This window comes from Pararhizobium sp. LjRoot238, assembly GCF_964252955.1.
Lineage (GTDB): Bacteria > Pseudomonadota > Alphaproteobacteria > Rhizobiales > Rhizobiaceae > Pararhizobium.
In genome coordinates, this window is the sequence record NZ_CAXUPP020000004.1 from 1 (window position 1) to 13040 (window position 13040).

Sequence of the window (13040 nt, forward strand, 5' to 3'; positions counted from 1 at the left end):
CGCTACAGACATTCTTGAAAAGGTCGCTCGGGGGCGACAGGCGTTAGAGTCACAACACTAGATGTCGATGGCTCACGACACCTCCCTGGGGGAAGTAAACTTGGAATCTCGTTCAATTCGACAGGCCCGGATTCGGCGGCATCGTGCACGAACGTCTTGGTTTCAGTCCCGATCTCGAAGGGCGCAACGGGCACCCAGCCATTCACCTGCCCGACCAAGGTTCCCCTTACGCTCGCTCCGGCATCGTTCACAAGCACCCCAACCCGACGGTCGTCACGCAGCCGGGTTCCGACCGCGGCACCCGGATTGGCGAGATCAGCCAACAGGATGCCGACAGCCACACCCGTCTGGTCGCGCGCCTTGTCACGAGCGACCGGCACGAGATTATGTCCGCAGCGGGCGAGCCACTCTGCATGGGCCGCGCCGATGCCCGAGGCGGCCCTCGGGATGAGGCCAGCTGGATTTTCAGCCATGATCTTGTTCTCTCTCGTGGATTCGTTTATTGATGATAGACGTCATTATTGACACTTAACATGACGTTCGTCATTAAAAAGTCAACAGTCCCAACGGAGAATTTGAAATGAAAATCAGACGGGGACAGAGGGCCGAGACCGCCAGCTTCGCCGCTCCAGGAAATAACGTAGACAACAGCGATAGCCCTGCCTCTCAATGTTCAATTGCACGCAGCCTCGACCTCGTCGGTGACGCGTGGAGCATCTTGATCCTGCGGGACGCACACGTGGGTCTTACACGTTTTGAAGAGTTTCGGAAGAATCTGCGCATCGCACCTACTATGCTGACACGGCGGTTGGCTGCTCTGCACGAAGATGGGTTGCTCGAAAAACGCCTCTACTCGGAACGGCCTCCGCGCGAAGAGTATGTACTCACGGCCGCGGGGCGCGATTTCCTGCCGGTACTAGTGATGCTGGGCACATAGGAATTTCGGCACCAATCTGGCGCGCTACGTCGATGCTGACACGGGTTTGGAAATCCAACCTATTGCCGTGGACGCGGTTACGGGCGCAACCGCCCGGGAGCGGCCATTTCGTATGACTACTGGCCATGGCGATGCCTAAATCGTCTCGTGTCATGCCGCATCAGCACGGGGCTGTAAGATTTGGCGTAAATCCGCGTTTTTTTAAAGATCGCGAACGTCCGAACCAGGTCGAACCAACTTACCTCATGTTCAAATAATTTAGCCTTAGCCCAGCGCGCCGAACAACCTTTGAGCGCGTGTTGCAACCTTGGCGGAAATCGCTCCGTTTGCTGGATTCACAACTGATGCTATTGGACAAGCTAAGCAAAGTGCATCATCGCCGTTGTGGAGGGTAGAGGATCATGGCCCGTCCTGCAAAAATGGGCGGCAAGGACCTCGCTGGGCGGGCGACCGGACGCGTTGGCCACCGGATCGGGTCGTCCGCCGCGCTGTTACTTCTTGGTGGGCTGTGTGTTCAGAGCCTGAACAAACGCTGTGCCGAACGCCGCGTCGGACATCGGTTGTTGACCCGTGATCAGTTCACGATCGACCACAACATTACTGGTCCAGGGTGCCGACGCATTCTGCAAAATGGCTCCCGCCGAGGCTAGCGCCTCGTCAGCGTAGAACACGACATTGCCGCCCAGTTGCACATCGCCTTCGACCTGCTTTTCCTCGGCGGCAGAGAACGCTGTCAGGCGATAGCCAGCATAAGGCCAGCCCTGGCTGAGCGATTGCAGCTGGGTGCCGTCGTTCGCGCTGAGTGCGAGACGATAAGCCTGCGGGTCAGGTAGCGTGGAAAGCAGCGCCACCGGACCATGGCAGATAATGCCCGTCGGCCGGCCGCCGTCATGGAACGCCCGCAGTATCTGTCCCAGCGATCGATCCTGGACCAGGTCCTGCATCGGCGCATGCCCACCGGGAATAAAGACACCGACGAATTCGCCAACGCCTGCAGATTGAACCGCCGAGAGGCGAAGCGGTTGCTTCAGGCTGTCGAGTCCATTGATGTAAGCTTCCGCTTCGGCACGCTTGGCGTCGTCGCCCCCGAAATAGTTCTTGTGATTTGAATTCGAGTCCATTTGCGGCGTATCGCCGTTCGGATTAGCAAACACAGGTGTGTAACCAGCATCAACAATCTGCTTCAGTGGAACGGCGAGTTCGTTCAGGAAGTAGCCGGTCTTGTAGGTCTTGCCGTCTCGAAGTTCGAGCTGGTGGGCGCTCGACATCACCACCAGCACCTTGCCCTTGCTCTGCGCGGAGGCAGCCGTCGGCGCCACCATCGCCAGTCCCATCGCCAGTCCTATCGCGAGGACAGCGCTACCCATACTTCCAATACTCATCTGCTTTTCCTTTGTGTTGATCGGCTTATTCGAGCTCTCTCGCAGCCGATCCGTGCGCTTTAGCGTCCGAGGCAATCCCTTCAACGTTTTGGGAAGCTCCTTGCCATTTACCGGCATATGCCGATAATTTATCTATGGCATATGCCGCTATCTTGTCAAGACGACGGAATAGGGCTAGTGAAAATGAGGAAATAATCGCCTGTGTCCGAGGCTCAAAGGAGGTCTGTCGATTGAAGAAGAAGGCCAGTGTCGACCCGAATTATTGCAACAACACCGTTTTACGGCAGGCGACACGGAGGATGGGACAGCTCTATGACAGCATTATCGCGCCGAGCGGTCTGAGGGCTAGTCAGTTGGGACTGCTAACCCATGTGGTCTCACTGGGCGAGCCTACGATGCGGGAACTCGCCGAGGACATGGTCATGGACCAGTCTGCGCTTGGCCATACGTTGAAGCCGCTTGAGCGCAGCGGCTACCTTGAGCTGATCGTCGATCCTCAAGATCGCCGCGCCCGTCGGATTCGTCTTACCCTAGCGGGGACACGCAAGTTCGAAGACACATTGGTCCTGTGGAAAGCGGCCCAGGATAGCTTTGAGGCCGCCTTTGGGGCAGAGAAGGCGGCCGAATTGAGAGCGGTCCTGGCGTTCCTGGCATCGGACGATTTTGAGCAGGCGTTTAAAGCGCCCACACCCAGCGAGTCCGGCGATTAAGCCGAAACATCGCTTGTCGGTTATTCGGAACCAGGGTCGAGGCGTGGCTGCGACGACCATAGTTGCGCATTCGATAAAAGGTCTATCGTAAACACAGAAGACAAACAGCCGGCATTTCGCTTCAGTCGGATTGAGAACAAGCCACTACACTACTTGTCCCGAGCGAAAGGCCTTCACCAGCTTAGGACAAGGCGGTCAGTCTTTCAGACTGCGACGCGCCTCATAAGCTTCTAGGAATTCCGGAGAGGCGACGTCATCCGCCAGCGTGCGGAGCGCAGCCGCGGAAGGACCTAGTACGACCTCAACGCGTTGGTTGGCGTCAGCCCAATGGACCAACGCCTCGTGCATGCGGTGCTCGCCAGATCTCGTCAGCATCGCGTGCTTCGTTCGGCCGTCATGTTCGTCCGGCACGAGCTCGACGAGCCCGTCCCGGACTAGCGGGCGAAGTGCGTGGGTCAAAGCGGAAATGCTGACGGCAAGGCGCTCGGCGAGTGATTGCAAGGTGGGCCATAGATGGCCGCCCTCCCGCAACGCGGCAATCTGGGTCAGAAGCCCGACTTGAGTGGCCTTTAGCCCGGTTGGCGCTACCGCATCATCGTAAAGCTGGCTTAGCCGCCGTGACGCGCGCCGAAGAGCAGTGTTGGTGCACACGAGTTCGGACAGGAGCTTCGGCGGGCTCAGCCTACCCGTGCGCAGTTCCTCTGCTGCATCGTCAATCGAAAGTTTCTTACCCATCACGCCAAAATAGTTGAGCACTCAGCCATTGACAAGGGCGAGGTGCGGTCATACTTAAACTTGAGCACTCAACAAAATAGGAACTTCACATGTCTGCATCATCGCTCAAGCCCGTTGCTGTCGTTACGGGCGCCTCTGCCGGCATCGGCGCCGTCTATGCCGAACGCCTCGCTGAAAGGGGGTATGACCTTATCCTTGTAGCTCGGCGCGCTGAACGCCTGAAGGCGCTCTCGGACAAGCTGGGTGCTGCCCACGGCACGAAAGTTGAGGTGGTGGAAGCCGACCTCACGAAAGATGCCGACGTCACGCGCGTCGAAAAGGTGCTGAAGGCCAATTCGGCGATCACGCTCCTCGTGAACAATGCCGGTAACGCGACACTCGCTCCCATCGCCAAGACCTCTGAGGAAGACGCGGCCTCAATGATCGCACTCAACGTCATCGCGCTCACACGCCTCACGCACGCCGTTCTGCCGGAATTCCTCGGCCGCGACGAGGGTGCAATTATCAACGTTGCTTCGGTCCTGTCCTTTCACGCACTGCCGATCAGTGCGATCTACAGCGGCACCAAGGGCTATGTGATGAACTTCAGCCGCGGCCTGCAGCAGGAATTGGCTGGGACCAATGTCCGCCTGCAACTCGTCATGCCGGCATCTACGGCAACCGAACTCTGGGATTTGTCGGGAATCCCGTTGGCATCCCTCAACCAGGCCGCGGTGATGACGTCCGAAAACCTGGTGGATGCTGCTCTGGCCGGGTTCGACAGCGGCGAAGACATCACGCTGCCATCCGTTGCCGACGCCAGTCTCTGGGACACGTTCGACGAAGCTCGGTCCAAGCTGTTCGCCGCGACGCAGACCGGTGAACCTGCACCCCGCTACCGCGCTGCCTAAGCCAGCGGCGTAAAACCCAATCGATCGACTGCAAGGGGTAATGCGTGCGCCAGCCGGCGTGAGCAGGTCCATGCAGAAAATCTGCTTTCCTTACTGAGGAGAAACCAAATGCCCAATTTATTCGACCAATTCACGCTGAAAGGCGTGACACTCCGAAACCGGATTGCGGTTTCCCCCATGTGCCAGTATTCCGCGATCGATGGTGTCCCCAACGACTGGCACAACGTCCATCTCGCCAGCCTGGCGCGTGGTGGCGCTGGCCTCGTCAACGTCGAAGCAACAGCGGTCTCTCCCGAGGGCCGGATCACACAGGGCTGCACCGGTCTTTGGAACGATGACCAGGCCGAGGCCTTTGCGCCGATCGTCGCCAGCATCGAAAAGGCCGGTGCGGTCGCAGGGATCCAGATCGGCCATGCCGGCCGCAAGGCCAGCGCTAACCGCCCTTGGGAAGGCGACGATCATATCGCCGAGGGCGACCCGCGCGGCTGGGAGACCATCGCACCCTCCGCCATTGCATTCGGCGGCGGCCTGCGGAAGGTACCACGTGCGATGACGAAAGCGGACATCGATCGCGTTCGTGGCGATTTTGTCTCTGCGGCGATCCGCGCGCGCGATGTTGGATTCCGCTGGCTCGTGCTGCATTTTGCCCATGGGTATCTCGGCCAGAGCTTCTTTTCGTCGCATTCGAACCAACGCGACGACGAATATGGCGGCAGTGCCGAAAACCGCGGACGCTTCCTCCTCGAAACACTGGCGGCCGTTCGTGAAGTCTGGCCCGAGGACCGTCCGCTTACGGCTCGCTTCGGCGTCATCGAGTTTGATGGCCGTGACGAAGAAACCTTGCAGGACGCGATCGATCTTGTGGGGAAATTCAAGGCAGCCGGCCTCGATTTCCTTGATGCCAGCCTCGGTTTTTCGACCCCGACGGCCAATATTCCGTGGGGTCCTGGGTTTGTTGCGCCTTACGCCGACCGAGTCCGGAAGGCCACTGGCCTCCCCGGCTCGGCGAGTTGGAATATCACTCAGCCGGAGCAAGCGGACGAACTCATCCGCAGTGGACAGCTCGACCTGGTCATGATCGGCAAGGCGATGCTCGCCGATCCGCATTGGCCGTACTCAGCCGCGCGCAAGCTCGGTGTCGAGCGTCCGTCCTGGACATTGCCCGCCCCCTACGCACATTGGCTCGCATCCTACCGCGCGGCCTGAATGATCGGGCGCCTTCAACATTCTTCGAAGGCGCCCGTTTTCTGGATGTCGATACACGCAAACAGGACGACGCGCCTCATCTCAACCCTGTTCGCATTCTACTCTGGGGAGTTTCTCATGTTCAATAATTCGGAGTTGGTTCCCAGATGGGCCGGAACAAACTTCGAAAGTATGTTGGAAACTTTGGTCGAAGTCGCTCCTTTTGAGGGGTACACGACTGATGCCATGGAAGGCTCCTCAGCGAAGCATACGATCTTTCGAAGCTCCGGACGCTATTCCTGGCGGGCGAACGTGCCGACCCCGACACGATGAAATGGGCAGAGGACCAGATCGAGGTGCCCGTGATCGACCATTGGTGGCAAACCGAGACCGGCAGTCCGATCAGCCACAACCCGGTCGGGCTGGGATTGCTGCCGGTGAGACACGGTTCCTCGGGCGTACCGATGCCAGGCTATGACGTGCGCATCCTCGACGACGCCGGCCACGAGGTGGAAGCGGGAACCCTGGGCAATGTGGTTGTCAAATTGCCGTTGCCGCCTGGCTGCCTGCCGACGCTCTGGAATGCAGATGAGCGCTTCAGCGAAGCCTACCTCGCCGAGTATCCCGGTTACTACAAGACAGCCGACGCCGGCTATGTCGACGCAAGCGGCTTGCTGTTCATCATGGCGCGCGCCGACGACATCATCAATGTCGCGGGCCACCGGCTTTCCACGGGTGGTATGGAGGAGGTGATCGCCGAACATCGCGATGTCGCGGAATGCGCCGTGATCGGCATAGCCGACGAGATGAAAGGACAGGTGCCCTGTGGTTTTGTCGTGCTGAATGCCGGAGTGGCGCGCACTCCAGCCGAAATCGAGGCTGAGATCGTCGCGCTTGTACGGAAGAAGATCGGTCCCGTTGCTTCCTTCAAGATCGTCGTCACGGTGAAGCGGTTGCCCAAGACCCGTTCGGGCAAGATCCTGCGCAGCACCATGCAGTCTATCGCCGACAAAAAGGCATGGAAATTGCCGCCTACGATCGACGATCCGGCTATTCTCGACGAAATTGCGGCCGCTCTGAGCCAGCATGGGATCGGAGCATGGGGGCCGTCGGATGGAGTCTGAAGATCACTCGGGAACGGGCGGCGGATGGCGCAAGCGCTGGGCAACCTCGAAAATGACGATTGTCATGGGCGAGGGTACCGTTCTGCTAACCGGCATGTGCCCTGTCGCTCTTTGTGCGTTCAATGCCCGAGCCCAGGAGGGCGATGCGACGGCGGGCGCCGCTGTTTTCAAGAGATTCGCCATCTGCCATGTCGTTGATTCCGATAGGAACAAGGTCGGTCCGTCGCTGCGCGGGCTGTTCGGCAAGAACGCTGGAGCGCATCCGGGTTTCGCCTATTCGGCTGCAATGAAAGCAGCCGGCGGAGACGGTCTCGTCTGGGGCGAGACGACGTTGCGCGGTTATCTGCACAACCCGAAAACGAACCTGGTCGGCACGAAAATGGCCTTCCCCGGTCTCAAGGACGATCAGGCGATAACCGATCTCATCTCTTATTTGAAGCAACACTCGGAGTAAAAGGTTGCGTACCAACCGGGCGGCACATCCGTTAACGGCCTCAACCGACCGCGTTTTCTACGTGTGAGATATGAAGGACGCTATCGGACTTTACCCTGACACGTCGGAAAGAGGATGACCTCTCAGAAATGCCGCCGCGTGTTTCGCAACATCCCCCGGCGCGGAGTCCGGGAAAAAATGGCCGCCCTTGATTGCGTGGGCCTCCATGGTAGTGCAGCGATCCACCCAGGTCGCGGGCAAGTCGTAGAGTTTGGCCACGGCGCCCGACGCTCCGTAGAGGATCAGCGCGGGAGCGGATATACGTTTTCCATGATCCGCAAGATCGTGGGCGAGATCGACCGCCAGTGCGGCGCGATAATCGTTGCAGCCGCCGGCAATCGCCTCGGGATCGCGCCATGAAGCGCGGTAGGCGGCAAGCTGTTCGGCATCGAAATCCCCTGGACCCGCCGCGCCCCAACCGAAGAGGCAGGTTTCATAAAAGAGGTCCGGATTGGCCTCGATCATGCGCTCCGGGAAAGGTCCGGGCTGAGCAAGGAAGAACCAGTGCCAGTAGCTTTGAGCAACCTCCTTGCGAAGGTCGATCAGCAGGACGGCAGTGGGAACAATGTCCATCAGAGTAGCACTGGCCACCGCGGCCGGGTGGTCCAGGGCCAGCCGATGCGCGACCCGGGCACCGCGGTCGTGTCCCACAAGGTGAAACCGCACATGCCCGAGCGCACGCATCAATCCGGCTTGGTCGGCCGCCATGGCGCGGAAGCTGTAGTTGGCGAGATCGGGTTGGGCCGGCGGCTTGCCGGAGGCGCCGTAGCCGCGCAGGTCGGCGCAGATCGCGCGATAACCCCGTGCGACCAGTTCCGGTGCGATCCGTGCCCAGAGCGCCTTGGTCTGCGGAAAGCCGTGCAGCAGCAGCACCGGCTCTCCCGCACCCGCCGCGACGTAGGCGATCTCCACGCCATCGACCGCAATCCGGCCGCTTTCGAAATCCTCGAACATCCTCGCCTCCCCCTTGCAATGCGACTACAGCGCTTCAAGCGCCAGAGCGATACCCTGCCCGCCGCCGATGCACAGCGTGACGATGCCTCTCGACAGCCCATCGCGTTTCATGGAATGGAGAAGCCGCGTGGTGAGGATCGCCCCCGTCGCGCCGATCGCGTGACCATGCGCGACGGCGCCGCCTTCGACATTGACGATATCCTCCGGCAGGCCAAGCTCACGCATGACTGCGATCGGCACGGCGGCGAAGGCCTCGTTGATCTCGATGCGTTCGATGTCGCCGAGCGTCCAGCCGGCCTTTTCCAGTGCCCGACGAATGGCCGGAACAGGCCCAAGACCGAACAGGCCGGGCTCGACGGCGGCAACGCCATAGCCCGCAAGGCGAGCCATGGGCTTGAGGCCTTTGGCATCGGCAAAGCCGCGGTCGGCAACGATCATTGCTGCGCCAGCGCTGTTCAGCCCCGGCGCATTGCCGGCGGTAATCGTGCCGCCCGGACGGAAGGCCGGCTTCAACCGGGAGAGCGACTCGATGGTCGTATCCGGGCGCGGCGCCTCATCGACTGCGAAACACTCAGGCCCCTTGCGGCCTTTGATCTCCACCGCGACGATTTCATCCGCGAACCGGCCGGCATCCCGCGCAGCGACGAAACGCTGCTGGGACCGCGCGGAAAACGCGTCCTGCTCCTCACGGGCGATCTGGAACTTGGTGACGAGGTCTTCCGTGTGCCAGCCGGAATGCTCGCCGGAGAAGGCGTCGTTCAGCCCGTCCGTCAGCATGCTGTCGAGGATCTGGGCCGGTCCCATGCGGTAGCCCCAGCGCCCGCCGTCCATCAGATAGGGCGCGCGATCCATGTTCTCCATGCCGCCGGCGATAGCGGCACTACAGTCGCCGGCGGCAATTTCCAGCGCCGCGCTCAGGATCGCTTGGGCACCCGACCCGCAGACGCGATTGACGGTCAGGGCCGGTACGGAAACCGGAAGCCCGCCGCCGATGGCCGCCTGCCTTGCCGGATTCATCCGGTTTCCGGCCTGGATGACGTTGCCCAGCACGACCGTGCCGATGTCGTCGCCCGAAAGCCCGGAGCGTCGCAAAGACTCTTGCACAACGATTGAGCCAAGCTCGGTGGCGGGCACGCCCTTCAGCGTGCCGTTATAGGCGCCGATCGCGGTGCGAACCGGATGGGCGAGGATGATGTCACGCGTGCTCATGGTTTTTCTCCCTGGCTGGGTGGTGGCGTTGCTGTAGCGGCGTTCAGGCGACTTTCTTCGCTCTTGCATCGGACGCCCATGGCACCGGCGTTCTGGCCGGTGCGGACGGATCGCTGCTGCTGGCGCTATCGAGTCTGTCGAGCTGTTCGGGCGAGAGCTCGACAGCAAGCGCGCCGAGGTTGCTCGCCAGCTGCGTCAGCGAGCGTGGACCGATCATCGGGACGGCGCCATGGCTGCCCGCCCAGGCAATGGCCACCTGATCGGCGCTGACACCTCGTTCACCGGCGATCGTGAGCACTGTGTCGAGGATCTTCGTGCGCTGCGCCGAATTCTCCGCCTGGAACACATTGCCGCCCAGGCCTTCGGCGCGGCCTTTCTCCCCTTGCCGGTACTTGCCCGTCAGCATGCCGCCGCCGAGGGGCGACCATGTCACGACACCAAGCCCAAATGCCTCGGACGCCGGAAACAGATCCGCTTCCGGTTCGCGGTGCACCAGACTGTGCTCGAACTGTGCGGCGGCGATCGGAACGGCATGGGTCAGTTCCGCCAGCGTGACCGCGCGCGAAAGCCGCCAGGCCGGAAAGTTTGACAGACCTGCATAGAGAATCTTGCCAGCGCGAGCGAGATCTTCAAACCCCCGGACAATCTCTTCGGAAGGCGTCACCCCATCGGGATGATGCGCCCAGTAGATGTCGATGCGGTCCGTCTTAAGCCGTCTGAGGCTACCCTCCACGGAGGCGACCAGTGCCTTGCGGCTATTTCCGGTGACGAGTCGATTGGCATTGGGCACGGCCCCGTTGGTGAACTTGGTGGCGAGCACGAAATTCTCGCGGCGGCCCTGCAACAGCGAGCCCAGAAGCTCTTCCGACTGCCCGAACTGATAGATGTCGGCTGTGTCGATAAAATTGCCGCCGGCGTCGGCATAGGCATCGAAGACCGCCTTGCTCGTGTCGGGGTCGGCGCCATGCCCCCAGCCTGTGCCGAAGTTTCCGGTGCCAAGCGCAATTTGCGAGACCCGGAGACCGGTTTTCCCGAATGGCATGTATTTCACGACCTGTTCCTTCTTTTGAATTGCGACAAAGGCGTAGCCAGCGCTCATGCGTTGCTTGTTGATAGGGGAGCACGATGCTCGCGGACCAGGACGATCGAGAGCGCTGCGACGACGCAGAGAAGGCCAGCGACAAAGAACGCCGGCAGATATGTTTCATAAAAGGTGCGGGTGAAGCCGGCGCCATAAGCTGCAGATGCCGCGCCAAGCTGGTGGCCGGCGAACACCCATCCGAAAACGAGGTTGGCCCGGTCGCCGAACCGGTCGGCCACCAGCTTCACCGTGGGAGGCACAGTGGCAACCCAATCGAGACCATAGAAGATCGCGAAGATCGTCAGCTCGTAGAAGCTGAAGCTGCTGAAAGGCAGATAGAGCAGCGACAGCCCACGAAGGCTGTAGTACCAGAACAGCAGCCAGCGACTGTCATAGCGGTCAGAAAGCCAGCCCGACCCCACCGTGCCGACAAAATCGAATATGCCGATCATCGCCAGCATGCCCGCCGCCATCACGGGCACGATGCCAAAGTCGCCGCACAAGGCGACGAAATGGGTTTGCACCAGACCGTTCGTGCTCGCTCCGCAGACGAAGAATGTGCCGAACAGTACCCAGAAGGTAGCCGAGCGCGATGCTTCCCGCAGCGCAAGGATGGGAGACGCCATCATAGCCTTGAAGGTCGCGGGCTGGACCGGTGCAGGCGTCGGCTGTGTCGCGCCATAGGGCAACTGGCCAACGTCGGCCGGCCGATCGCGCATCAATGTCAGAACCGCGACTGCTGCGACCAGCAAAATGGCGAGAACGAAGGACAGCGCGTAGCGCCAGCCGAACTGTTCGGTCAGGATCGCGAGAAGAGGCAGGAATACGAGTTGGCCGGTGGCCGTGCTTGCAGTGAGAAGACCCAGCACAAGTCCGCGGCGCGTGGAGAACCAGCGCATCGCGACAGTCGCGCCAAGGACCATCGCCGTCAGGCCGGTTCCCAGTCCGACGACCACTCCCCAAAGCAACAAAAGATGCCAGAGCTTCGTCATCGCAAAAGAGCCGAGGATGCCGGCTCCGACCAGCGTCAGCGCGACGGCCGCAACCCGCCGCACACCGAAGTGATTCATGAAAGCCGCCGCGAAGGGTCCCATCAGGCCGAACAGAAGGAGCCGTACCGCAAAGCCGGCGGAGATGTCGGCGGTATCCCAACCGAACTCGGCCTTCAGTGGACCGATCAGCACCCCCGGCGCACCGACGGCGCCCGCGGTCACGAGCATGGTGAGAAACGTGACCGCCGCTACCACCCACCCATAGTGGATACCGCGACGGGCCAGTTGTGCCGCAAGAGGAGAACGGCTGGACGAATGCGAAGATGGAGCGGTCATGAAACTCCCATTTTGCGGGTATATGCCCGCGTTGAATTCGAAAATCAGATTGCACCTAGGATCGCTCGCAGGGCTTTCACGTTCTCAGAACCGAGTCGGGTCTCGACCTCACGTTGGCATTCATCCCAGAGCGGTGCGGCTTCTTCGAGCACTTGGTGGCCATGATCAGCCAATCTGACAACTGCTTCCCTCTGATCGTCTTCACCACGCCCCGTTTCGACCAGGCCCATGCGCTCAAGCACACGGACATTGCGTCCGACGGTCGAGCGATCGAGTTCGGCGACGCGGCCGAGTTCGGTGAAGCTCACCGGCTGTCGGCGCTCGATCAGCCTGAGCAGCGAATACTGCGCGATGTTTATCCCTAAAGGTGCCAGCGCATCGTCGTAGACGGAGCCAACCTTCCGGGTCGCAGTGCGCAGCAGTGAACAGTAACAACGAGACATATTGCGTGTATATACCCCTTTCTTACCCGAGTCGATCTGTGCAGTCGTCCGTCTTGCCTCACGTAGGGGCAGACGATGCTCAGCCGCTGACAAGCTTGGTCGACCGAAGAGGTCGAGTTCCCTGCCTCCTCCCGCTCCGGACGTCCCTCTTGCAAAAGAAGTGCCCACAGCATCCGTCATTGCCCTCCACCGACCCCTACTCCGGATTTGTCCAGCAGTGACCGAAGCGTCTTCACCTCGGCCTCGAGATGATGAACGCGCGCCTCAAGCCTGAACAGGTCGTCACCTTGAGGATCGTCAAGCACAACATCGAGGAATATCCACGAATTCTCAAAAAATTTGGAAGTTGATCTTCGTATCGTCGTGAACATGGGTCTTTCCTCCTGACCAACTTCAGGGCACCTGCCGCGCCCGCAAGTGACGGCGCCCTCCGACAGGCGGGCGCGGTGCGTTCACTCGTCGAGGAACTGGATGGCGTACTTCAGGAACCTCTCGGGATACTGGAACTGCGCGCCGTGCCCGGCATCTGGATAAACGATCAACTGGGCGTTCGGGAGGTTCTGAACCAT

General features: G+C 60.7%; 14 protein-coding genes and 2 pseudogenes. 7 read left to right on the forward strand and 9 right to left on the reverse strand.

Annotated features, from left to right (window positions below):
* Nucleotides 1-143: 143 nt before the first annotated feature.
* Nucleotides 144-506 (forward strand): hypothetical protein, encoded by a 363-nt coding sequence (locus ACSQ3F_RS26245; RefSeq protein WP_436103130.1) that lies wholly within the window; start codon nt 144-146, stop codon nt 504-506.
* A gap of 74 nt (nt 507-580) precedes the next feature.
* Nucleotides 581-1076 (forward strand): annotated as a pseudogene (locus tag ACSQ3F_RS26250) (winged helix-turn-helix transcriptional regulator).
* Nucleotides 1077-1428: 352 nt separating this feature from the next.
* On the opposite strand, the gene ACSQ3F_RS26255 reads toward ACSQ3F_RS26250, so the two are convergent.
* A complete protein-coding gene (locus tag ACSQ3F_RS26255; protein ID WP_436103131.1) occupies nt 1429-2319 on the reverse strand; it encodes a type 1 glutamine amidotransferase domain-containing protein in 891 nt (296 codons plus the stop codon).
* A gap of 230 nt (nt 2320-2549) precedes the next feature.
* Here ACSQ3F_RS26255 and ACSQ3F_RS26260 point away from each other — a divergent pair, with 230 nt between their 5' ends.
* Nucleotides 2550-3029, forward strand: a complete 480-nt coding sequence (locus ACSQ3F_RS26260; protein WP_436103132.1) for a MarR family winged helix-turn-helix transcriptional regulator — start codon at nt 2550-2552, stop codon at nt 3027-3029.
* Between the two features lie 195 nt (nt 3030-3224).
* On the opposite strand, the gene ACSQ3F_RS26265 is transcribed toward ACSQ3F_RS26260, so the two are convergent.
* Entirely contained in the window at nt 3225-3764 is a 540-nt protein-coding gene (locus tag ACSQ3F_RS26265; RefSeq protein WP_436103133.1) for a MarR family winged helix-turn-helix transcriptional regulator, read from the reverse strand.
* 89 nt (nt 3765-3853) lie between these two features.
* On the opposite strand from ACSQ3F_RS26265, the gene ACSQ3F_RS26270 reads away from it, so the two are divergent.
* The 4 genes and pseudogenes from ACSQ3F_RS26270 to ACSQ3F_RS26285 all read left to right on the forward strand — a co-directional run bounded on the left by ACSQ3F_RS26270 (nt 3854) and on the right by ACSQ3F_RS26285 (nt 7417).
* A complete protein-coding gene (locus tag ACSQ3F_RS26270) occupies nt 3854-4654 on the forward strand; it encodes an SDR family NAD(P)-dependent oxidoreductase (protein ID WP_436103134.1) in 801 nt (266 codons plus the stop codon).
* A gap of 108 nt (nt 4655-4762) precedes the next feature.
* Nucleotides 4763-5860: an NADH:flavin oxidoreductase/NADH oxidase gene (locus tag ACSQ3F_RS26275; protein ID WP_436103135.1), complete on the forward strand. Its 1098-nt coding sequence runs from the start codon at nt 4763-4765 to the stop codon at nt 5858-5860.
* A 248-nt stretch (nt 5861-6108) separates the two neighbouring features.
* A pseudogene (locus ACSQ3F_RS26280) lies at nt 6109-6963 on the forward strand (AMP-binding enzyme); the annotation flags it as partial.
* 64 nt (nt 6964-7027) lie between these two features.
* Nucleotides 7028-7417 (forward strand): c-type cytochrome, encoded by a 390-nt coding sequence (locus ACSQ3F_RS26285; RefSeq protein WP_436103363.1) that lies wholly within the window; start codon nt 7028-7030, stop codon nt 7415-7417.
* Between the two features lie 90 nt (nt 7418-7507).
* Here the strand turns inward: ACSQ3F_RS26285 and ACSQ3F_RS26290 are convergent, their stop codons facing one another.
* From ACSQ3F_RS26290 to ACSQ3F_RS26320, 7 genes are all read right to left on the reverse strand, one after another.
* Nucleotides 7508-8410, reverse strand: a complete 903-nt coding sequence (locus ACSQ3F_RS26290; protein WP_436103136.1) for an alpha/beta fold hydrolase — start codon at nt 8408-8410, stop codon at nt 7508-7510.
* 24 nt (nt 8411-8434) lie between these two features.
* Nucleotides 8435-9619 (reverse strand): thiolase family protein, encoded by a 1185-nt coding sequence (locus ACSQ3F_RS26295; RefSeq protein WP_436103137.1) that lies wholly within the window; start codon nt 9617-9619, stop codon nt 8435-8437.
* Nucleotides 9620-9662: 43 nt separating this feature from the next.
* Nucleotides 9663-10718, reverse strand: a complete 1056-nt coding sequence (locus ACSQ3F_RS26300) for an aldo/keto reductase (RefSeq protein ID WP_436103138.1) — start codon at nt 10716-10718, stop codon at nt 9663-9665.
* Complete coding sequence (locus tag ACSQ3F_RS26305; protein WP_436103139.1) at nt 10715-12028, reverse strand: MFS transporter; 1314 nt, start codon at nt 12026-12028, stop codon at nt 10715-10717. The genes ACSQ3F_RS26300 and ACSQ3F_RS26305 overlap by 4 nt, the downstream gene beginning before the upstream one ends.
* Nucleotides 12029-12072: 44 nt before the next feature.
* Nucleotides 12073-12471 carry a MarR family winged helix-turn-helix transcriptional regulator gene (locus tag ACSQ3F_RS26310; RefSeq protein ID WP_436103140.1) on the reverse strand — a complete coding sequence of 133 codons (399 nt, stop codon included), beginning with the start codon at nt 12469-12471 and terminating at the stop codon, nt 12073-12075.
* 176 nt (nt 12472-12647) lie between these two features.
* Complete coding sequence (locus ACSQ3F_RS26315) at nt 12648-12842, reverse strand: hypothetical protein (protein WP_436103141.1); 195 nt, start codon at nt 12840-12842, stop codon at nt 12648-12650.
* Nucleotides 12843-12923: 81 nt separating this feature from the next.
* On the reverse strand, nt 12924-13040 hold the full coding sequence (locus ACSQ3F_RS26320; RefSeq protein WP_436103142.1) for an alpha/beta fold hydrolase: 117 nt from the start codon (nt 13038-13040) through the stop codon (nt 12924-12926).